The organism is Streptomyces sp. NPDC006602, from assembly GCF_042870385.1.
GTDB lineage: Bacteria > Actinomycetota > Actinomycetes > Streptomycetales > Streptomycetaceae > Streptomyces.
Genome location: NZ_JBIAHG010000039.1, coordinates 44,665 through 64,748, shown reverse-complemented (window position 1 = coordinate 64,748; position 20,084 = coordinate 44,665). Strand labels below are relative to the sequence as shown.

Below are 20,084 nucleotides of genomic sequence, written 5' to 3'. Positions count from 1 at the left end.
GGGCGTCCCACGCCGCCCTCCGGACGAGACCGCGGCTCCTACCGGAGATCCTTCTCGATTCAGGGCCGAACGGCCAGGGCCGGTCGGCCCTGTTTCGCCCCTCTCCTTCCCCGCACCACTGGCCGCTCATTCCACGAACGAAAACCGGCCCCGCCGCCGAGGGCCGACCGGCCCACCGGACAGGACGGCCGGCACCTGCCCTTGCGCCGACCCTCGCAGGAGGCTGGTAGCAACCAAGGGCAGAGAAGCCGCTGCATGCGAGGCCGAGGAGTACTGGTCATGGTCCGTTACGTGTACGACTTCACCGAGGGCGGTCGCCACATGGCCGACCTGCTCGGCGGCAAGGGAGCGAACCTGGCCGAGATGACCCGGCTGGGCCTGCCCGTGCCCCCGGGGTTCATCGTCACCACCGAGGCCTGCCGGGCCTTCCTGGCCACCGGCGCCGAGCCCGAGGGGATGTCCCGGGAGATCTCCCGGCACCTGTCGGCGCTGGAGGCCACCGCGGGACGGCTGCTCGGGCAGCCGGACGACCCGCTGCTGGTGTCGGTGCGCTCCGGGGCTCGGTTCTCCATGCCCGGCATGATGGAGACGGTCCTCGACATCGGCCTGAACGACGACTCCGTCCTCGGCCTGGCCAAGACCTCGGGCAGCGAGAGCTTCGCCTGGGACTCCTACCGCCGGCTCGTCCAGATGTTCGGCAGCACGGTGATGGGCGTCGACTCCTCCCTGTTCGAGCAGGCCATCACCCTGCTCAAGGAGGTGCGCGGCATCCCGGACGACGTACACCTGGACGCGGCCGACCTCGCCCAGCTCGTGGAGACGTACAAGGGCCTGATCGAGTACGAGACCGGTGAGCACTTCCCGCAGTCCCCCGCCGAGCAGCTGCGCCGGGCCGTTCTCGCCGTCTTCCAGTCCTGGAACGGCGAACGGGCCCGCCTGTATCGGCGGCGCGAGCACATCCCGGACGACCTGGGCACCGCGGTCACCGTGCAGCGCATGGTGTTCGGCAACCTCGGCGCCGATTCCGGCAGCGGGGTCGCCTTCACCCGCGACCCGGCCACCGGGCGACCCGGTCTGTACGGCGACTACCTGGTCGACGCCCAGGGCGAGGACGTGGTCGCGGGCATCCGCAACACCGTGCCGCTGACCGACCTGGAGCGGCTGAACCCCGCCTGCTATCTGGAGCTGCGGGCACACATGGAGACTCTGGAGCACCACTACCGGGACCTGTGCGACATCGAGTTCACCATCGAGCGGGGACGTCTGTGGATGCTGCAGACCCGCGTCGGCAAGCGCACCGCCGAGGCCGCCTTCGCCATCGCCGCCGAGCTGGCCGACGAGGGGCTCATCTCGACGGACGAGGCCCTGACCCGGGTCAGCGGGGACGGGCTGGCCCGGCTGATGTTCCCCCGGTTCGACACCTCGGCCGTCGGCGCACCGCTGGCGCATGGCATTCCGGCCTCGCCGGGTGCCGCCGTCGGAGCGGTGGTGTTCGACTCGGCCGAGGCGGTACGGCGGGCAGCCGCCGGTGAGAAGGTCGTCCTCGTTCGGCAGGAGACCACCCCGGACGATCTGCCCGGCATGGTCGCCGCCGAGGCCGTGCTCACCAGCCGGGGCGGCAAGACCAGCCACGCGGCCGTCGTCGCCCGCGGCATGGGCAAGGTCTGCGTGTGCGGCGCCGAGCAGATCACCGTCGATCCGCCAGAACGCCGCTTCACCGTGGGTGGCACGACCGTGCGGGAGGGCGAGGTCGTCTCGGTGGACGGCTCCGCGGGCACCGTGTACCCGGGCGCGGCTCCGCTGGTCGCCTCCGCGGTCATGCGGTTCCTGGAGACGGGCACCCACGGCGAGCGTTCCGCCCCACTGGTCGACGCGGTGGCGAGGGCCCTGCGACGGGCCGACGACGTACGGCGGCTGGAGGTGCGGGCCAACGCCGACACGCCCGAGGACGCCGCCCGGGCCCGCCGGTTCGGTGCGCAGGGCGTCGGGCTGTGCCGCACCGAGCACATGTTCCTCGGCGAGCGCCGCAAGCTGGTCGAGGAGATGATCCTGGCCCGCGACGACGTCGAGCGCGTGCGTGCCCTGGACGCCCTGCTGCCCCTGCAGCGGCAGGACTTCATCGGCATCCTGGAGGCGATGGACGGCCTTCCGGTCACCATCCGGCTCCTGGATCCGCCGCTGCACGAGTTCCTGCCCGACCGCACCGAACTCGCCGTCCGGGTCGCCATCGCCGACGCCCGGGGAGAGCTGCCGGAGCCGCACGACGTCGAACTGCTCGACGCGGTCAACCGGATGCACGAGGAGAACCCGATGCTCGGCCTGCGCGGCGTGCGCCTGGGCCTGGTGGTGCCGGGCCTGGTCGCCATGCAGGTACGGGCCGTCGCCGAGGCGGTCGTGGACCGCGTCCGGGCCGGCGGCGACCCCCAGGCGGAGATCATGGTGCCGCTGGTCGACACGGTCGAGGAACTCCGCCTCGCACGCGAGGAGGTGGACGCGGTGCTCGCCGAGGTCGCCAAGGCCACCGGCGTCCCCGTCCGGTGCCCGGTCGGCACGATGATCGAACTGCCCCGGGCGGCCCTGACCGCGGGCCGGATCGCCGAGGAGGCGGAGTTCTTCTCCTTCGGCACCAACGACCTCACCCAGACCGTCTGGGGCTTCTCCCGCGACGACGTGGAGGCGGCCTTCTTCTCCGCCTACCTCGACAAAGGCATCTTCGCCACCTCCCCGTTCGAGACGATCGACCGCGACGGCGTCGGCCGTCTGGTCGAGATCGCGGTCGCCGAGGGCCGCGCCACCCGCCCGGACCTGAAGATCGGCGTCTGCGGCGAGCACGGCGGCGACCCCGAATCCGTGCACTTCTTCCACGCAGCCGGCCTGGACTACGTCTCCTGCTCACCGTTCCGTGTCCCGGTCGCCCGCCTGGAAGCAGGCCGGGCCACCCTGTCGGGGACCGCGGACAGCGACAGCAGGTGACGGGGGGGCCGGGCGGCTCACCGCCCGGCTTGCCACGCATGGCATAACGAACACAAGGAGTACGTCACCTGACCGACACAGGCACCCGCGCCCAGAACGTCCCGGACGCGGTCCGGGTGCGGGCCACGGGTGACGTGGACGACACGGCACTCGCGTACCTGCGGGAGAAGATCGCCGCCGCCCTGCACCGGCCGGGGCTTCCGGTCGTCAGCGGCGAGGTCCGACTGGAGCGGGCCGCCGCGCACCGCGTCGAACTGTGATCTGGTGCTGGACCTCCGCTCCACGTCGTTCATCGACTGCACCGGACTGGGCCGACTGTGCCGGGCGCGCAGCCGTGCTCTCGCGCGGCATGGCCGGTTCAGGCTGGTCAGCGCCAGTCCGCACTTCCTGCCTGGGTGTCATGCGCTGGAGTTGGCGAGTCGCCTACTACTCCTACGATGCTCTGGGCACCGACCGGTACCCGCCGTTCAGCCTGGGCGAGGAACCGGATTACCCGGCACGGCTGGACATCGCCTATCCGGAGCGGCTCTCCCGCGGTCTGGTGCTGGTGAAGTGGTGGTTTCTGGCCATCCCGCACTACATGGTCATCGGCTTCTTCCTCGGCGGCGCCCACCTCGGCTGGTGGTCCGGCGGCCTGATCACCCTGCTGACGGTCATCGCGGTCGTGATCCTGGCCTTCACCGAGAAGTATCCGAAGGATCTGTTCGACCTGATCATCGGCCTCAACCAGTGGGTCCTGCGCGTCTCCGCCTACGCCGCTCTGATGACGGACAAGTATCCACCGTTCCGGCTGGACCTGGGCGGCTCGGAGATGGCGGGTCCGCAAGAGCGGGTGTGATCGCGGCCCCGGTGGCAGCAGTCCCGATTCAGCTCACTGGCGGCTCCTGCACGAGTTCGCTGCCGATGCGCGCGGCCCATGCCTCGATCTGCTGGAAGTCGCGGAAGTCTCCGCCCTTCCCGGAGGAGACGATCTTGCGGGCGATGAATCCCTTGGCTCCCTCCTCGAGGCAGCCTCCGAACGTGACGTGCTCCCGGGCGTCGAGCCGGATCATCGCTCGGCGGACGCCGGGCACGGGTGGGATGTCGCGTTCCGAGGCCGACGGGTCGAGGGGGCCGCTGCTGAAGAGCCACAGCGGACGCCCGGTCAGCTCGCGGGCGTGACGGTGTACGAAGCGGCGCGCGTCCTTGTGCCAGCGCCCCGCGTACAGGCCACCGCCGACCACCACGGCGTCGTACGACTCCACGCTCGTCACGGAACGGGCGGGCATCGCCTCGACCGTCAGGCCCTCCTTGCGCAGTACGTCGGCGATGGCCTCCGCGATCTGCGCGGTCGACCCGTTCGTCGTTCCGTAGGCGACCAGCACCTTGCTCACCATGGCGGTCCGCTCCTCTCACAGCCTTCATATACGTTCCTCAGAAACACCGGCGTGGCCGACTTGTCCGACCCGAGCTGTCGGCCACGGCTTCATGTCCCTTCCTCCCTCCTCAGCGCGTCGGTGCAGGCAGGGATCGTGGGGCCAACGCGGCAGCAGGCGTACGCGTGCGTCGAGACGGTTACCTCGCCGGTTGTCACGAGGACCGGGGTGCTGGAGTCCGATGCCTCGACACCCACGACCAGCGGGAGCTCCATCGTCCCCACCACCTTTCTGCCAGACCCCCTCTGAATACGGTCGCACCGCCCTTGGCCCACCGCGACACACGCCTTGACTCTTGGAATGCCTCCGCCCGGGTTGCGCCACGCCGCATTGCGACGATCGTGGAGTCATGCGGCCATTGGCAAACACCGCTGGGTCCCACCTCCGCCGCCATGTCCTTCGCATCGGCCGCGCGCTGTGACGCCATGACCGGACAAGGGCCGGCTCCACTTCGAGGTCGCGGAGAAAGGATGGCGATCGTGGTTGCGCAGACCGGCGTTTTCGGCGCCATGACCAAGGAGCATCGCGAACAGCTCATGTCGCTCGCCCGTGAGACGTCGTTCGCGGCAGGCGAGCGCATCTTCAACGAGGGCGGCAAGGCCGACCGCTTCTGGATTATCGACACGGGCACGGTCGCTCTCGACCTTCACGTGCCCGGCCGGCGCGCGGCGGTCGTCGAGACCCTCGGTGCCGGCAGACTGCTGGGCTGGTCCTGGCTGGTCCCTCCCCACCACTGGCACCTGGGGGCCGAGGCCGGCAGTCCGGTGCGTGCCTACGAGTTCGACGCGGCGGCGGTTCGTGAGATGTGCGCGAGGGAGCCCGGGTTGGATCACGAGTTGTGTACGTATGTCGTCGGCGTGCTCGCGCGTAGGCTCAGGTCCACCCGGGTACGACTGCTCGACCTGTACTCGCCCTACGGTGCGGGCGAGGTTCCCTGACCAGGCGGGACGAGGTGCTTCCCAATGCCGCAGTTCCCCACATCGTGAGCGAGCTGTCGGACGCGTGCCGACGCCCCCGCGCCCCCGGATGATCCGGTCGCCGGATGTCCATCCGCACAGCGCTCATGCCCCGGTGCGTTCCCAGTCCCTGCGCGGAGCCCTGGCGCCGAGTCGGGTGTCGCGGCTGCGGTAGACGATGTAGGGGCGGGTCAGGTAGCCGAGCGGTGCGGTGAGCATGTGACGACCGCGCCGATGTGATAGGTGTCGCGATCGCGGGCGACCTCGGCCACCCTGGCCACGTCACCGTCCTGGTGGGCGGGGCGGAGGTGACTGATCAGGCGCACGACCTCCTCGTGCTCCGCGGTGAGTTCGTCGATCTACTCCAGCGCCTGGCAGCCGCAGTACTCACACATCACAGGACTCCATTGCTCAGTGGGAGGGGGCGGTCGGCGTGCGGCGGGTGAGCGCGTGGCGTACGCCGGTGCCGGTGAAGGCAAGGGCGGCGCCGGCCACCAGGGCCAGCAGTACCAGGCCGATCGCATACGAGCCGTACGCGCCGTACAGCGAGCCCATCACCAGCGGCGGCAGGAAGCCGCCCAGGCCGCCCGCGGCGCCGACGACGCCGGTGACCGAGCCGACCTTGTTCGCCGGGGCCATCAGGGCCACCAGCGCGAACACCGCGCCGCTGGCCGCGCCCAGCGCGGCAGCCATCGACAGGAACGCGATCGTGCCCACCGGCGCCAGCGCCGGGGTCGACGACTGCACGAACGCTGCCGCCAGCACCACGGCGAGCGTGCCGACCAGGACCCGAACGGGACCGACACGGTCCGACAGCCAGCCACCGACCGGCCGCATCGCCACCGCCAGCAGCACGAACCCGGCCATGCGGTTGGCGGCGTCCGCCTGGCTGAGGCCGTAGCCGGTCTTGAGGTAGGTGGGCAGGTAGACGGAGAAGGCGACGTAGCCGCCGAAGGCCACCGCGTAGAGGGCGGACGCCCGCCAGGTGACGCCCAGGCGCAGGGTGGCTGCCAGGCGGCGGGCCAGCGGTTCGGTCGGCACGGTGCGTCCGGGGGCGTCCCGGAGCACCAGCGCTGCCACCAGTGCGTAGGCCGCGAGGACGATCGCGGTGATCAGGAACGGCGTCGACATGCTGTTCGCGTCGACCAGCTTCACGGTGGTCAGGGCGCTGATCGCGGTGCCGCCCATGCCCATGCCGAAGATGCCGATGGCCAGACCTCGCCGTTCGGGCGGGAACCATCCGCTGACGAAGGGCACACCGACGGCGAAGGCGGTGCCGCCGATGCCGAGGAACAATCCGCCCGCCAGGAGGGCGGCGAGCGAGGAGTGGCCGGCCAGGCCGAGATAGAGCACCGGAACGATGGTCACCGCGGACACGATCGGGAACATGACGCGTCCGCCGAACCGGTCGGTCAGCACGCCGACCGGGATCCGGCCCAGCGAGCCGACCACCACCGGTACCGCGACCAGCAGGGACTGCTCGAACGACGACAGGGCGAGGCCGTCCTTGAACCGGGGGCCCAGCGGGCTCAGCAGCGCCCATGCCCAGAAGTTCACGGCGAAACCGACCGTGGCCAGGGCCAGCATGAGCCACGCCCGGCCGGACACCGCCGCACCCGACGGTGCGTCGTCCCCCTTCGCCCTCAACACCTGGACCATGTTGTCCGTCCCTTCTTTTTCACGGTGATACCGCGGCTGGGTGGGTCGCGTCGGAACCACAGGCCCCTTGCCTGCGAGCAGCGCCCCGCAGCCACTGTCCGCTTCCGGGCACCGCACGCGGCATGGGCCGACAGTCCCTGCCGCCGGGCGGACAGGCCCCAGGTTCGGAGCCGGCCGACCCTCCCCACCTCCCCCCTGCACTCGGTTGCCCAGGCGGGACAGGGAATCGAGGGATTGCGGGAGCCGGTCCCACGCAGACGCGGAAGAAGGGCCGATCGGCCCTATCACCTGCGTGGTGCCCGCAGGGACGATGGACTGATGTTCCAAGACGACGCCATTCGCGCCCTCGACCGGCAGGAGTGCCTGCGTCTGCTGGTCAAGGTGACGGTCGGCCGCGTGGTGTACACCCGGCAGGCCCTGCCTGCGGTCCTGCCGATCAACTTCTCCCTGGACACGGACGCCTCGGTGCTGCTGTGCACCTCGGCCGGCTCCGACCTCGTACGAGCGATCGACGGCGTCGTCGTCGCCTTCGAGGCCGACGAGATCGATGCGGCAACCCGCTCCGGCTGGAGCGTGGTCGTCACCGGACGCGCCACCGTGGTCACCGACCCCGCCGAACACGAGCGACTGACGCACACCGGCCCCCACTCCTGGATGCCCCTGCGGGACGCGGTCTTCGTTCGAATCGAGTCCGAAATGGTCACCGGGCGCGAGCTCAAGGGGACGCCCGGCACGGGGTGAGCGGCACCACGCAGCACGGTGTCAGTCCGCTGGCTCGGCACGCACACGATCCGCCGCCGTCTCCGGTTCGGTGACCGACGGGCGCTCCAAGCATGCGGGCGCGCGTGGTGTGCGGGCGCCGTCCGGGCCGTAGCCGAAACGGATCAGCAGCTGAGGGCAGCATCGCCGCCGGGATCCGCCCAATTACGAGCCTCGGCCGCCTGGGTCAGGCGCAGCAGGCGCCGGGTTCCCATGATGTCGGGGACGTCCAAGCGCGCGCCCTCGGGTTGGAATGCGGTCGTACGGACAGATGGACATCTGCGGTTCGATCGATGCCGGCATGCGGATACCCGACTCCCCGGCCGACCGGCCCCACCACCGGGACCATTGGGCCCTTTTGCGACCACCCGGACTGGGCCGGAAGGCCGCCCGGCGGGGACCGCCCGACCCAGGTGCGGTGCGGCGCGCGACACATAGCGTTCCCGGCCATGGAGAACGATCAGAACCCACGACGTCAGGCGCCGCGTGCCGGTGAAGACTGGCCGCTGGCCGCCCGGCGACTGCTGACCCGCCGCGAGGTGTCGGCCGACGGACGCGCCGTGTTCGGCGAGGCCGACGGCAAGTGGGAGGGCTTCTACCGCGAGCGCTGGGCGCACGACAAGGTGGTGCGCTCCACGCACGGCGTGAACTGCACGGGTTCCTGCTCGTGGATGGTGTACGTCAAGGACGGCATCATCACCTGGGAGCACCAGGCCACCGACTACCCCTCGATCGGCACGGACTGCCCCGAGTACGAACCGCGCGGCTGCCCGCGCGGGGCGTCGTTCTCCTGGTACACGTACTCCCCCAGCCGGGTGCGCTACCCGTATGTGCGGGGTGCGCTGCTGAAGCTGTGGCGTGAGGCCCGCAAGCGGCTCGGCGACCCGGTGGCGGCCTGGTCGGAGATCACCTCCGACCCGGCGAAGGCCCGCGCCTACAAGCGGGCCCGCGGCAAGGGCGGCCTGGTGCGTGCCGACTGGGACGAGGTGAGCGAGCTGGTCGCCGCCGCCCAGGTGCACACCGTCAAGAAGTACGGGCCCGACCGCGTCGCCGGTTTCTCGCCCATCCCGGCGATGTCGATGGCGTCGTTCGCGGCCGGGGCGCGGTTCCACTCGCTGATCGGCGGCACCCTGCTGTCGTTCTACGACTGGTACGCCGACCTGCCGATCGCCTCCCCTCAGGTCTTCGGCGACCAGACCGACGTACCGGAGGCCGCGGACTGGTGGAATGCCGGCTACCTGATCATGTGGGGCTCCAACATTCCCGTCACCCGCACGCCCGACGCGCACTTCCTCACCGAGACCCGCTACAACGGCACCAAGGTCGTCGCGGTCAGTCCCGACTACGCCGACAACGTCAAGCACGCCGACGAGTGGCTCGCCCCGCACCCCGGTACCGACGGGGCGCTGGCCATGGCCATGGGGCACGTGATCCTGCGCGAGTTCCTCGTCGACCGCGAAGTGCCCTACTTCCAGGACTACCTGCGCACGTTCACCGACGCCCCCTTCCTGGTGACCCTGCGCGAGCACGACCACGGTCTCGTCCCGGACGGTTTCCTGACCGCCGCCGACCTCGGACACGACACGGAACACGCCGAGTCCAAGACCGTTCTTCTGGACGGGGCCACGGGCGAACCCGTGGTCCCCGGCGGCTCGCTCGGCTTCCGGTGGGGGGAAGCCGGACGAGGCCGTTGGAACCTCGACCTGGGCGATGTCGTCCCCGAGCTGAGCCTGTTCGAGAAGTCGGAGGACACAGTGGCCGTGGCCCTGCCCCGCTTCGACGAGGGCGGCACGGAGGGCGGCTCGGTCATGGTGCGCGGTGTGCCCGTGCGCCGGATCGGCGGGCGCCTGGTCACCACGGTCTTCGACCTGATGCTGGCGCAGTACGGGGTGCGGCGGCCGGGTCTGCCGGGCAGCTGGCCGACGTCGTACGATGACGCGTCGGAGCCGTACACCCCCGCCTGGCAGGAGACGATCACGTCCGTGCCGGCGGAGCAGGCGGCCCGGATCGCCCGGGAGTTCGCCCGCAACGCCGAGCGCACAGGCGGCCGCTCCATGATCGCGCTGGGCGCCGGCACCAACCACTGGTTCCACTCGGACACCATCTACCGGGCGTTCCTGGCGCTGGTGACGATGACGGGCTGCCAGGGCGTCAACGGCGGCGGCTGGGCGCACTACGTCGGCCAGGAGAAGATCCGCCCGATCACCGGGCTGCAGCATCTCGCCTTCGCCTTCGACTGGCAGCGGCCCACCCGGCACATGGCGGGCACCTCGTACTGGTACCTGAACTCCGACCAGTGGCGCTACGAGGCGTTCGGGCCCGACGAGTTGGCGTCCCCGCTCGGCGACGGGCGGTTCAAGGGCAAGTCGTTCGCCGACTGCCTCGCGGAGGCGGTGCGGCTGGGCTGGACGCCCGGACATCCCGGTTTCAACCGCAACCCGCTCGACCTGACGGACGAGGCGGCCGCCGCGGGCCGTCCGGTCGCGGAGCACATCGTGGACGAGCTGAAATCGGGGCGGCTGCGGTTCGCCGCCGAGGATCCCGACGACCCGGCCAACTTTCCCCGGGTGCTTACCGTGTGGCGGGCGAACCTGCTCGGCTCCTCCGGCAAGGGCAACGAGTACTTCCTGCGGCACCTGCTGGGCACGGACGCGGCGGTCCGCTCCGAGGAGACGCCGCCCGAGGGGCGTCCGAAGGACGTGGTGTGGCGGGAGGAGGCCCCTGAGGGCAAGCTCGATCTGCTGGTCACCATGGACTTCCGGATGACCTCCACCGGACTCCTGTCCGATGTCGTCCTGCCGGCCGCGACCTGGTACGAGAAGGACGACCTGTCCAGCACGGACATGCACCCCTTCGTCCACGCCTTCACCCCGGCCATCGCCCCGCCCTGGCAGGCCCGCACCGACTACGACACCTTCCTGACCATCGCCGACCGGTTCAGCGAACTCGCCGCCGACCACCTGGGCACCCGTACCGACGTCCTCGCCGTGCCGCTGCTGCACGACACCCCCGATGAACTCGCCCAGCCCGGCGGCGTCGTACGGGACTGGAAGAAGGGCGAGTGCGAACCCATTCCCGGACGGACCATGCCGAAGCTGGTCGTCATCGAACGGGACTTCGCCGCGACCGCGCAGAAGATGCGTGCGATCGGCCCGCTGCTGGACACGCTGGGCACCACCACCAAGGGCGTCACCGTCCGTCCGAACCGGGAGATCGACGAACTGCGACGGCGCTGCGGCACCGTCCGCGACGGCCTGGCCGCGGGACGCCCGTCCCTGGCCACCGCCTCCGACATGTGCGAGGCGATCCTCGCCCTGTCCGGCACCACCAACGGGCGCCTGGCCACCGAGGGCTTCCGGGAGCTGGAACGGCAGACCGGCAGCGAGGGCCTGGTGGAACTGGCCTCCGAACGCGAGGCCGAGCGGATCACCTTCGACGACACCCGCACCCAGCCGCGCGCGGTGCTGACGTCCTACGAGTGGTCGGGCTCGGAGACGGGTGGCCGCCGTTACTCGCCGTTCGTCATCAACACCGAGCACAAGAAGCCCTGGCACACCCTCACCGGCCGCCAGCACTTCTTCGTCCAGCACGACTGGATGACCGAACTCGGCGAGCAACTTCCGGTCTACCGGCCGCCGTTGAGCATGTCTCGGCACTACGGCGACCAGGAACTGCACGACAAGGACCGGGCGGAGGTCACGGTCCGCTATCTGACCCCGCACTCCAAGTGGTCCATCCACTCGAACTACCAGGACAACAAGTACATGCTCGACCTGTCCCGCGGCGGCCCGGTGATCTGGATGTCCACCGCCGACGCCGAGAAGATCGGCGTCAAGGACAACGAGTGGATCGAGGCGTACAACCGCAACGGTGTCGTCGCCGCCCGGGCCGTGGTCACGCACCGCATGCCGGAGGGCACGGTGTACATGTACCACGCCCAGGACCGCAACGTGAACGTGCCGAAGACCGAGGTCAGCGGCAAGCGGGGCGGCATCCACAACTCCCTGACGAGGCTGCTGCTCAAGCCGACGCACCTCGCGGGTGGCTATGCCCAGCTCACCTACGCCTTCAACTACTACGGCCCGACCGGCAACCAGCGCGACGAGGTCACCGTCATCCGTCGCCGCAGCCAGGATGTGGAGTACTGAGATGCGCGTCATGGCTCAAACAGCGATGGTCCTGAACCTCGACAAGTGCATCGGCTGCCACACCTGCTCGGTCACCTGCAAGCAGACGTGGACCAACCGCACCGGCGTCGAGTACGCCTGGTTCAACAATGTCGAGACCAAGCCGGGTGTCGGCTACCCGCGCCGCTACGAGGACCAGGAGCAGTGGAAGGGCGGCTGGATGCTCGACAAGCGTGGGCGGCTCGCCCTGCGCTCGGGCGGCCGGATCAAGCGGCTCCTGTCCCTGTTCTCCAACCCGGACCTGCCCTCCCTCGAGGACTACTACGAGCCGGTCACCTACGACTACGACAACCTCATCAGCGCCCCGGCGGGCAACGACATGCCCGTGGCCCGCCCGCGCTCGGTGCTCACCGGAAAGCCCACTTCCATCACGTGGGGCGCCAACTGGGAGGACGGCCTCGGCGGCGCCCCTGAGAACGCGGGCGGCGACCCCAACCTCACCGGCGAATGGGCTCAGAAGGTGAAGTTCGAGTTCGAGCAGACCTTCCTCTTCCACCTCCCCCGGCTCTGCGAGCACTGCCTCAACCCTGCCTGCGTCTCCGCCTGTCCGTCCGGCGCGATGTACAAGCGGGTCGAGGACGGCATCGTCCTGGTCGACCAGGACCGCTGCCGCGGCTGGCGGATGTGCGTGACGGCGTGCCCGTACAAGAAGGTGTACGTCAACCATGCCACCGGCAAGGCCGAGAAGTGCACCTTCTGCTTCCCGCGCGTCGAGGCCGGCCAGCCCACCGTCTGCTCGGAGACCTGCGTCGGACGCCTGCGCTACCTCGGGTTGCTGCTGTACGACGCCGACCGCGTCGGCGTGGCCGCGGCCACGCCGGACGAGAAGGACCTGCTCGACGCGCAGCGCGGGGTGTTCCTCGACCCGCACGACCCCGACGTGATCGCGTCGGCACGGGAGGCCGGCATCCCGGAGGACTGGCTGGACGCGGCCCGCCGCTCCCCGGTGTACGACCTGGTGATGCGCTACAAGGTGGCGCTGCCGCTGCACCCGGAGTACCGGACGATGCCGATGGTCTGGTACGTGCCCCCGCTCTCGCCCGTCCTGGACGCCGTCGACGCCGCCGGCGGCAACCAGGACGACCCCGACCACGTGTTCGCCGCCGTCACCCGGCTGCGCATCCCGCTGGAGTACCTGGCGGAGCTGTTCACCGCCGGGGACGCCGACGTGGTCGCCGGGGTGCTGATGAAGCTCACCGCCCTGCGCTCCTACATGCGGGAACGCACCCTCGGCGAGGAGGGCGACGAGGCCGTGCTCAAGGCCGTCGGCCTGACCGCCCGTGAGGCGGAGGACATGCACCGCCTGCTCGCGATCGCCAAGTACCAGGACCGGTACGTCGTCCCGGCCGCCCACAAGGAAGACGCCGCCGCGCTGACCGCGATGGAGAACCGCTGCCCGGTCGAATCGTCCGGCGACCCGGCGGACGCCGGTGGCCGACGGGTGATGCTCGGCCTCCCCACCCTGCGCCGCAAGACCGCCGGAGGCCCGTCGTGAGCCCGCTGCCCGCAAGCCTTCCCGCCCTCGTCCGCACCCGCGTACGGGCGGCCGTCCGCCGCCCGGCCCGGCTCACGCCCGAGGAGGTGGAGGCGCGCACCCTGCTGCTGCGGCTGTGCTCGCTGCTGCTGCAGTACCCGGACGCCGAACTCACGGCCGCGCGGCCGGTGCTGACGGCCACGGTCGAAGCACTGCCGCCCTCGTCGACCGCCGAGGACCTGACCGCCTTCACCTCCTGGTTCGCCGGCCAGGAACCGGAGGCTCTGGAGCGGCACTACGTCGAGATGTTCGACCTGCGCCGCAAGAGCAGCCTGTACCTGACCTACTACCTGCACGGCGACACCCGCCGCCGGGGCATGGCCCTGCTCACCCTGAACCAGCGGTACAAGGCCGCGGGCTGGGACACCGACGGGGGTGAACTGCCCGACCACCTCCCGGTCGTCCTGGAGTTCGCCGCCCTGGCGGGCCCGGGTGGCGGCGAGGCCCCGCTGCGCCAGCACCGGCGCGGGCTGGAGCTTATCCACCGGGCGCTGACCGACGCCGACTCGCCGTACCGGCACCTACTGGCCGCGCTGCTCACCCTGCTGCCGCCGCCCACAGAGGCGGACCGCGCGGCGGTGGCCCAGCTCGTCGCCGAGGGCCCGCCGAACGAGGAGGTCGGCCTCGACCCCTACGGGACGTACGGGGAAGGGGAGTTCGCCCCTCCTGGCACCTTCGTGCCGCCCATGGCTGCTCCGCCGACCCGCGTGGCCGACCCGGCCACCACGCCTATGGAAGGCACCCGATGAACGCCACATCCCTCTCCCCGCCGGCCTCCGCGTCGGCGAGCGGCACCGACCTCCTGCTGTGGGTCGCCATCCCCTACGTCTGCCTCGCCGTATTCGCGGTCGGACACATCTGGCGCTACCGCCAAGACCAGTTCGGCTGGACCACTCACACCAGCCAACTCCTCGAACACCGCTGGCTGCGCTGGGGCAGCCCGCTGTTCCACCTCGGGGCCTTCATGGTGATCGCCGGGCATGTCGTGGGACTCGCCATCCCTGACTCGTGGACCGAGGCCGTCGGCATCTCCGAGCACGCATACCACACCACGGCCGTCTGGGCGGGCTCGGTGGCGGGCGTCGCCATGGTCGCGGGCCTCGGCATGCTGTGCGCCCGCCGACTCCTGACCCGCCGGATCCGGCTCACCACCGACAGCAGCGACAAACTCCTCTTCCCGCTGTTGTCCGCCACCGTCCTGCTCGGCATCACCGCCACCGCCGCGCACAACGTGTTCGGCGCCGGCTACGACTACCGCTCCACCGTCTCCATCTGGTTCCGCGGCCTGTTCGTCCTCCAGCCACACCCGGAGGCGATCGCCGGCGCCCCGCTGCTCTTCCAACTCCACGCCCTGACTGCCTTCCTGCTCTTCGCCGCCTGGCCGTTCACCCGCCTGGTCCATGTGTGGAGCGCCCCGATCGGCTACCTGGCCCGCCCGTACATCGTCTACCGCAGGCGGGTTACACCGGCGGAAGCCTCGACGGCCCTGGGCCGCCCCCGGTCGGCCTCCGGCTCCCGACGAGCCGCATGAGCCATGGCCCGCGCTTGAAGCCGGTGGACCGCTGAGCGATCATCTTGGTACCGCCCTCGGCCAGCGAGCCCAGCACCTCGGCGTCCAGAGTGTCGTTGACGCTGCTGAGCACGACCTCGTGACCAGCGGCGGTCGGAGCGGTGTCCCGGTTCAGGAAGAGCCTCAGACAGCGCACTTCATGACGGCCATGGAACGCCCGATCGAAGGCCGCCCGCAGCAGCGGCTCCTCGTCCGTGAGGACTCCGTATGCGGCGATCTCCACGTGCTCTCCTTCCCTCGCGTCGAACGATCACCTCTCCACCGTAGGACGACAGCAGTGAGGGGACACGGCCCATCGGCCCCAGTGGTACGTCAGTCACTGGCATCGCCTGTAAATGCCGTATGGGCTGTCAGGTCCTGGTGCGCGAGCCACTCCTGCGTCTGGGTGACAATCACCGCGGCGCGACCTCTCCCGCTCGCGGTCGGTCAGGCCGGGAAGTGCACACGCTCGATCGCGCCCCGCGCGTCCTCCGAGCAGGCCGTCATTCTGGACACGTCCCTACGGGAACATCTCAGTCGTGCGGAACCACCGCGACCGGTGCGGCGGCATGGGCCAGCACCGCGTGGGTCACCGGGCCGATGTGCGGCCCGAGCGAAGCGTGGCGGATCTTGCGGCCGACGACGACCAGCGAGGCGTTACGGGACGCATCTGCCAGATGCGTGCCCGCCCGCCCGATCACGGCTTCCTCGGTCACCTCCACGCCGGGAAACTTCTCCCGCCACGGGCGCAGCGTGTCGGCCAGTCTGTCCCTTGGCCTGGCGGCCGGTTCGTCCTCCAGCCCCGTTTCCTGATTGCCGACCGAGCTTGCGGGGGACGCAGGCCGACTCCGGCCGTGGACGACGCGTAGGGCGGCGGCGCGGCGGGCGGCGGCGTCGAAGGCGAACCCGAGGACGGCGTCATCGGGTTCGTGCAGGTCGAGGCCGAGCACGACGTCACGGTACGAGGTGGTCCCTGAACCGGCCCCGGAGGTGTCCGCCATGGGCTCGTCCACGACACCGCCACCGGCTGGTACGAGGACGACCGGCCGCCTGGCCCGGGCCACCACGGCCGAGGCGACGGAGGCCAGCAGGAGTCCCTCCGTCCTGCCCAGGCCCCGCGACCCGAGCACCAGCAACTCGGTCTCCCGACCGGCGGCCACCAGAGCCGCGGCAGGCTGTCCGGCGACCGGGTCGGCGACGATCCGCAGGCCGGGGTGACGGTAGGCGAGTGAAGCCGCGACCTCACGCAGCATGCGCCCTGACTGGTCCGCCCCCGGCAGTGGCACGGCCTCGCCGCCGAAGGGCACGTAGGTGTGGAGCTGCTGCTCCCCGGCATGCACGACACGCAGAGTGGCCGCATGGAGCTGGGCTTCGCGGGCCGCCCAGTCGGCCGCGGCAAGGCTTTCGGGGGAGCCGTCCAGGCCGACGGTGATGGTACGGGACATGAGGGTGCCTCCTTCGGGTGTGATCCCCATCGTGCTGACTGGGCGCGTGCGGCAGGAGGGCCCACCGGTCCGTGTGTGCAGCCGACCGGCCCCGGTGCTGACACTGATGGTGGTGGGCGGCACACACGACCGGGGCACCGCCGCGCTGCTGCTGCGGTGCCCCGGTCGGATGGCTGCGGAGATCAGAGCAGCCAGCGGTTGCGGCTGACGAACGGCAGTCGCGCCCACGCCTTACCCAGGCCCCAGGTTGCGCCGGCGCCCGCGGCCGCGAGGGCGATCAGGACGACGGCGTAGATGAGGTGGTAGTCGACGAACGGGTTCGTCGACATGCTGGCCGCACCATCGGACAGGTGCTTGGCGGGCGGCCACTCCGCGATCCACATCAGGGCCATCATCGCGGTCCCGGCGACGGCCGCGAGCCGCAGCCCGATACCGGCGGTAACGGCGAGACCGATGCCCAGCAGACCGAGCATGAACAGCCAGTCCGCCCAGGCGTCACCCGCCCAGGCCTGGAGGGTGGACTCCATCGGTCCGACGGCCACACCGCTGAGGAAGCCCTTGGTCGGCGAGCCGCCGTCGATCCAGCCGTTGCCGGACCGGGTCGCGTAACCGAAGCCGAAGGTCTTGTCCAGGAACGCCCACAGAAAGACGAACCCGGTCAGGACGCGAAGCCCGGCGAAGACGTACGCGCGGGTCGCCGTCACCGCCGCGGTGGTCGTGTCGGCGGACTCCAGTGCCGCCGTCCGGGTCCTCCGCAGGGACGGGAAGTGGAATCCCGGGTGCCGTTGCGGGTGGTTGTGGACTGACATGATGTTCATCCCTTCCAACAGGTGATGCGTGGGGCGTCGGCAACTCTCTTTCCGTCTCCAATGTGCCGTGTCCGCAAGGCAGTTCGGAGGGGCTGCAAGGCCCGGAGAACCGGGCCGAACGTCCCGGATCGGCCGGTCCGTTCAGGCGTCCCGGACCGGCGGCACCTGAGCAGTTACGTTTGGATCACCAAGCCCCGACTGCATCAAGATGCCGTGTCACCGGTTGAGGCGGGTCATGCACCGCTCGTCGCTGTTGCGCTGCTGGTAGGTCCCGCAGTCGGGCACGTGTGTGGGTCCCCTGGATGATCCCGATGGCCGAGGCCGCCGGGAGGGACGACGACGACCGATGAGTTTTTCCGTGATTCGCAGTCAGAGATCATGGTTGGTGCGCCGCAGCCGCGAGCGTGGCCGAAGCGTGCACCGACTGAATCTGCTGAGAACCGGACACGAGACCGAGGAACCTTAGATGCGTACCCTGATCAGCACCGCTTTCATCTCGCTCGACGGCGTCGTGGAAGCCCCGGGCGGCGAGCCCGGTTACCGGAACTCCGGGTGGACCTTCAAGGACATCGAGTTCCTCCCCGAGGCATTCGAGATCAAGGGCCGGGAACAGAAGGAAGCCACCGCCATGCTGATGGGCCGGACCAGCTACGAGGTGTTCAGCCCGGTGTGGCCCGACATGGAGGACTTCGCCGACTACAAGGTGATGCCGAAGTACGTCGTCTCCACCACTCTCACCGAGGAGAACCTGGTGTCGAACTGGGGCGAGACGACGATCCTGCGCTCGCTCGATGACGTCGCCGCGCTGAAGGAGACCGAGGGCGGCCCGATCATCGTCCACGGCAGCGCCTCCCTGAACCAGGCCCTTTCGGACGCCGACCTGATCGACCGTTACCACCTGCTTGTCTTTCCGCTCCTGCTCGGGGCGGGCAAGCGTCTGTTCAGCGCCACGGACAAGGACGCCCAGAAGCTGAAGCTCGTCGAGCACGAGGTGTACGCCAACGGTCTGCAGAAGAACGTCTTCGACGTCGTCCGCTGACAAGGCTCCCGCGCTCGCCCTGCCGTCGCGTCCCCGGACGTGGCACTCGTCGGAGGGACCTGCTCGGTGGGCGTTGGATCACCGCGCGGACCAGAGGAAGATGCCCGCGATGTGAAGTCCGGCGAGGTAGATGGTCGCTGTCTCGTCGTAGCGGGTAGCGCGATCGAAGGCCGGTGGCCTCCGCCCCGGCTTCCCGCCGAGTCGGTGACGTCGCGGGTCGGCCGGGACGGGGATCACCGTCCGGATACCGCGTCTGCGCAAGTGGCTGCGGATCGCGCGGGAGGAATACGCCTAACAGGCATGTGTGTTGGCCGGTTGGGCCGGTCGGCCGGGGCCCCTTTTACGGGCCCCTGCCGCGTGCTGGTGAGTTCGCACGATCGTGGAGTCCACCGACACGGCCAAGGTCAGTTCCTCATCGGCGTCTGCCTTGGCCATCAGCGCAGAGAAGACCTGGCGCCGGGCGCGGCCGCGTCGCCTGCGAGGCTGCCGGCGCTCTGAGCAGACGGGGTGCTGGCGGCTCGGGGGAAGAGGACGGCTGCGGCGAGGGCCGTGGACGCCGGTCTCCGGCCGGTCAGCGCCGACCGGATCCGGGGTGGTGGTAGTGGTCGTGCTTGTGCAGCGGGTCGTCGTCGCGGCCGTGACCCCTGTGCATGTCCTGACCGTGGATGCTCTTCATCATGAAGAGCATCATCAGCGGGCAGGCAGCGACGAGGGCGAACCAGATGGGAATCCCCGGCGAGGCGCCGACCATCAGGGCTCCGGCGACGATCGCGGCGGCGAGCAAGTACATGCCGTAATTGCGCTGGTTCATCGCGAGTCTTCTTCAGTGGGCGGCAGAGGCCGCAGCCAGTACGGTCGACCCGGCCGACCGTTCGAAGCTCCGTCGGCCCGCCACCACGCTGCACCAGGCCCGGGAGAGGTGGCCCGCGGTGCGCGAGAACTATGTCCAGGAGCGAGCACCACGGACCAGCTTCACATCCCGATCGGTCGGCACCGCAGACTGGCGGTCATCCGCAGCAGAGTCGACGACGTCAAGCAGATCGCTCACCAGCACGACGTGAAACTGAACGACGTCCTGATGTCAGCCACAGCGGGCGGTCTTCGAAATCTGCTGCGCACCCGTGGGGAACACGTCGAGAATCTGGTACTGCGGGCCTTCGTGCCCGCCTCGCTCCACCAGGAGGGACCCGGCAAGGGACCCGGCAACCAGGGCGGGTCGATCAGGACGCCGCTGAGGAGGAGTGACGCCGGTCAGGCGGATCGCGGTCGCCGCAGCCTTGACCGGCGCGTCTTGATCAGGGAGTGGACCGCAGCGGCGGTGCCTGCCACGTCATGCCGGGCGGCTGGAGCAGGGGCGAGGGCTCGGGTCCGGGGTCATCGGTGTCGACGACTCCGGCGGCCGTCTGGTCGAAGTCGGCGGGCCAGCGGGTGTGCTCACTGGCCAGGGCGCCCCTCAGGCGTGCTTCGACAAGGTTGGCGGTGCTCAAGTCGGTGCCGCGCAAGTCGGCCATGCGGAGGTCGGCGCGGTGGAAGACCGCGCCGTGGGCGTCGGCCTTACGCAGGTTTGCCTCGCGCAGATCGGTCTCGGTGAAGTCGGCGTTACGCAAGTCGGTTCGACCGGCTTCGCTGGCACATCCGCGAGTGCCGCCCGGCGCGGGGGGGGGGGGCCCCCCCCCCCGGGGGGGCCCCCCCCCCCCCCCCCCCCCCGGGGGGGGGCCGGGGGCGGGCCAAACCACCGCCCCCCCGCCCCGGGGCTTAC

The 20,084-nt window shown here is 70.4% G+C and carries 16 protein-coding genes and 6 pseudogenes; 12 read left to right on the top strand and 10 right to left on the bottom strand.

The genetic code is table 11. The annotated features are described in order from the left end of the window. Positions 1 to 279: 279 nt before the first annotated feature. The 4 genes and pseudogenes from ppdK to ACFYO2_RS43185 all read left to right on the top strand — a co-directional run. Positions 280 to 2,973, top strand: coding sequence for a pyruvate, phosphate dikinase (gene ppdK / locus ACFYO2_RS43200; protein WP_388361212.1), 2,694 nt, complete (start codon positions 280 to 282; stop codon positions 2,971 to 2,973). Positions 2,974 to 3,107: 134 nt separating this feature from the next. Beyond that, a complete protein-coding gene (locus ACFYO2_RS43195) occupies positions 3,108 to 3,233 on the top strand; it encodes a hypothetical protein (RefSeq protein WP_388361209.1) in 126 nt (41 codons plus the stop codon). 4 nt (positions 3,234 to 3,237) lie between these two features. Then, positions 3,238 to 3,321, top strand: a pseudogene (locus ACFYO2_RS43190) (anti-sigma factor antagonist); the annotation flags it as partial. A gap of 43 nt (positions 3,322 to 3,364) precedes the next feature. Next, positions 3,365 to 3,811, top strand: a pseudogene (locus tag ACFYO2_RS43185) (DUF4389 domain-containing protein); the annotation flags it as partial. Between the two features lie 28 nt (positions 3,812 to 3,839). Here ACFYO2_RS43185 and ACFYO2_RS43180 read toward each other — a convergent pair. Together ACFYO2_RS43180 and ACFYO2_RS43175 are read right to left on the bottom strand one after the other, a co-directional pair. After that, positions 3,840 to 4,349 carry a flavodoxin domain-containing protein gene (locus tag ACFYO2_RS43180; RefSeq protein ID WP_388361207.1) on the bottom strand — a complete coding sequence of 170 codons (510 nt, stop codon included), beginning with the start codon at positions 4,347 to 4,349 and terminating at the stop codon, positions 3,840 to 3,842. A gap of 89 nt (positions 4,350 to 4,438) precedes the next feature. Then, positions 4,439 to 4,603 carry a hypothetical protein gene (locus ACFYO2_RS43175; RefSeq protein ID WP_388361204.1) on the bottom strand — a complete coding sequence of 55 codons (165 nt, stop codon included), beginning with the start codon at positions 4,601 to 4,603 and terminating at the stop codon, positions 4,439 to 4,441. A gap of 255 nt (positions 4,604 to 4,858) precedes the next feature. Between ACFYO2_RS43175 and ACFYO2_RS43170 the strand changes: the two genes are divergently transcribed. Then, positions 4,859 to 5,326: a Crp/Fnr family transcriptional regulator gene (locus tag ACFYO2_RS43170; protein ID WP_388361202.1), complete on the top strand. Its 468-nt coding sequence runs from the start codon at positions 4,859 to 4,861 to the stop codon at positions 5,324 to 5,326. Between the two features lie 123 nt (positions 5,327 to 5,449). Here the strand turns inward: ACFYO2_RS43170 and ACFYO2_RS43165 are convergent. Together ACFYO2_RS43165 and ACFYO2_RS43160 are read right to left on the bottom strand one after the other, a co-directional pair. Next, positions 5,450 to 5,566, bottom strand: a pseudogene (locus tag ACFYO2_RS43165) (respiratory nitrate reductase subunit gamma); the annotation flags it as partial. A 189-nt stretch (positions 5,567 to 5,755) separates the two neighbouring features. Continuing rightward, positions 5,756 to 7,003, bottom strand: coding sequence for an MFS transporter (locus ACFYO2_RS43160; RefSeq protein WP_388361200.1), 1,248 nt, complete (start codon positions 7,001 to 7,003; stop codon positions 5,756 to 5,758). Between the two features lie 318 nt (positions 7,004 to 7,321). On the opposite strand from ACFYO2_RS43160, the gene ACFYO2_RS43155 reads away from it, so the two are divergent. From ACFYO2_RS43155 to narI, 5 genes are all read left to right on the top strand, one after another. Continuing rightward, positions 7,322 to 7,744, top strand: a complete 423-nt coding sequence (locus tag ACFYO2_RS43155; RefSeq protein WP_388361198.1) for a pyridoxamine 5'-phosphate oxidase family protein — start codon at positions 7,322 to 7,324, stop codon at positions 7,742 to 7,744. Between the two features lie 467 nt (positions 7,745 to 8,211). Then, complete coding sequence (locus ACFYO2_RS43150; protein WP_388361195.1) at positions 8,212 to 11,910, top strand: nitrate reductase subunit alpha; 3,699 nt, start codon at positions 8,212 to 8,214, stop codon at positions 11,908 to 11,910. 1 nt (position 11,911) lies between these two features. Next, on the top strand, positions 11,912 to 13,444 hold the full coding sequence (narH, locus tag ACFYO2_RS43145) for a nitrate reductase subunit beta (RefSeq protein WP_388361192.1): 1,533 nt from the start codon (positions 11,912 to 11,914) through the stop codon (positions 13,442 to 13,444). Further along, positions 13,441 to 14,232 carry a nitrate reductase molybdenum cofactor assembly chaperone gene (gene narJ / locus ACFYO2_RS43140; RefSeq protein ID WP_388361189.1) on the top strand — a complete coding sequence of 264 codons (792 nt, stop codon included), beginning with the start codon at positions 13,441 to 13,443 and terminating at the stop codon, positions 14,230 to 14,232. Before narH ends, narJ begins: the two co-directional genes overlap by 4 nt. Beyond that, entirely contained in the window at positions 14,229 to 15,014 is a 786-nt protein-coding gene (gene narI, locus ACFYO2_RS43135; RefSeq protein WP_388361186.1) for a respiratory nitrate reductase subunit gamma, read from the top strand. Before narJ ends, narI begins: the two co-directional genes overlap by 4 nt. 16 nt (positions 15,015 to 15,030) lie before the next feature. Here the strand turns inward: narI and ACFYO2_RS43130 are convergent. The 3 genes and pseudogenes from ACFYO2_RS43130 to ACFYO2_RS43120 form a co-directional block, all read right to left on the bottom strand. Further along, positions 15,031 to 15,276: pseudogene (locus tag ACFYO2_RS43130) on the bottom strand (2-hydroxyacid dehydrogenase); the annotation flags it as partial. Between the two features lie 289 nt (positions 15,277 to 15,565). Continuing rightward, positions 15,566 to 16,477, bottom strand: coding sequence for a universal stress protein (locus tag ACFYO2_RS43125; RefSeq protein WP_388361183.1), 912 nt, complete (start codon positions 16,475 to 16,477; stop codon positions 15,566 to 15,568). Positions 16,478 to 16,659: 182 nt separating this feature from the next. After that, a complete protein-coding gene (locus ACFYO2_RS43120; RefSeq protein ID WP_388361181.1) occupies positions 16,660 to 17,286 on the bottom strand; it encodes a hypothetical protein in 627 nt (208 codons plus the stop codon). Positions 17,287 to 17,752: 466 nt separating this feature from the next. Here ACFYO2_RS43120 and ACFYO2_RS43115 point away from each other — a divergent pair, with 466 nt between their 5' ends. Further along, positions 17,753 to 18,325 (top strand): dihydrofolate reductase family protein, encoded by a 573-nt coding sequence (locus ACFYO2_RS43115; protein ID WP_388361179.1) that lies wholly within the window; start codon positions 17,753 to 17,755, stop codon positions 18,323 to 18,325. Positions 18,326 to 18,403: 78 nt separating this feature from the next. On the opposite strand, the pseudogene ACFYO2_RS43110 reads toward ACFYO2_RS43115, so the two are convergent. Next, positions 18,404 to 18,616, bottom strand: a pseudogene (locus ACFYO2_RS43110) (IS5/IS1182 family transposase); the annotation flags it as partial. 280 nt (positions 18,617 to 18,896) lie between these two features. Further along, positions 18,897 to 19,136 carry a hypothetical protein gene (locus ACFYO2_RS43105; protein WP_388361176.1) on the bottom strand — a complete coding sequence of 80 codons (240 nt, stop codon included), beginning with the start codon at positions 19,134 to 19,136 and terminating at the stop codon, positions 18,897 to 18,899. A 15-nt stretch (positions 19,137 to 19,151) separates the two neighbouring features. Here ACFYO2_RS43105 and ACFYO2_RS43100 point away from each other — a divergent pair. Continuing rightward, positions 19,152 to 19,388, top strand: a pseudogene (locus ACFYO2_RS43100) (hypothetical protein); the annotation flags it as partial. Positions 19,389 to 19,620: 232 nt separating this feature from the next. Here the strand turns inward: ACFYO2_RS43100 and ACFYO2_RS43095 are convergent. After that, complete coding sequence (locus ACFYO2_RS43095; RefSeq protein WP_388361173.1) at positions 19,621 to 19,932, bottom strand: pentapeptide repeat-containing protein; 312 nt, start codon at positions 19,930 to 19,932, stop codon at positions 19,621 to 19,623. Positions 19,933 to 20,084 lie beyond the last annotated feature (152 nt).

Coding starts and splice junctions, on each gene's coding strand:
- ACFYO2_RS43175 (WP_388361204.1), bottom strand. CDS start 4,603: ATGGAGCTCCCGCTGGTCGTGGGTGTCGAGGCATCGGACTCCAGCACC.
- ACFYO2_RS43115 (WP_388361179.1), top strand. CDS start 17,753: ATGCGTACCCTGATCAGCACCGCTTTCATCTCGCTCGACGGCGTCGTG.
- ppdK (WP_388361212.1), top strand. CDS start 280: ATGGTCCGTTACGTGTACGACTTCACCGAGGGCGGTCGCCACATGGCC.
- ACFYO2_RS43125 (WP_388361183.1), bottom strand. CDS start 16,477: ATGTCCCGTACCATCACCGTCGGCCTGGACGGCTCCCCCGAAAGCCTT.
- ACFYO2_RS43150 (WP_388361195.1), top strand. CDS start 8,212: ATGGAGAACGATCAGAACCCACGACGTCAGGCGCCGCGTGCCGGTGAA.
- ACFYO2_RS43170 (WP_388361202.1), top strand. CDS start 4,859: ATGGCGATCGTGGTTGCGCAGACCGGCGTTTTCGGCGCCATGACCAAG.
- ACFYO2_RS43155 (WP_388361198.1), top strand. CDS start 7,322: ATGTTCCAAGACGACGCCATTCGCGCCCTCGACCGGCAGGAGTGCCTG.
- ACFYO2_RS43120 (WP_388361181.1), bottom strand. CDS start 17,286: ATGTCAGTCCACAACCACCCGCAACGGCACCCGGGATTCCACTTCCCG.
- narH (WP_388361192.1), top strand. CDS start 11,912: ATGCGCGTCATGGCTCAAACAGCGATGGTCCTGAACCTCGACAAGTGC.
- ACFYO2_RS43105 (WP_388361176.1), bottom strand. CDS start 19,136: ATGAACCAGCGCAATTACGGCATGTACTTGCTCGCCGCCGCGATCGTC.
- ACFYO2_RS43160 (WP_388361200.1), bottom strand. CDS start 7,003: ATGGTCCAGGTGTTGAGGGCGAAGGGGGACGACGCACCGTCGGGTGCG.
- ACFYO2_RS43180 (WP_388361207.1), bottom strand. CDS start 4,349: ATGGTGAGCAAGGTGCTGGTCGCCTACGGAACGACGAACGGGTCGACC.
- narI (WP_388361186.1), top strand. CDS start 14,229: ATGAACGCCACATCCCTCTCCCCGCCGGCCTCCGCGTCGGCGAGCGGC.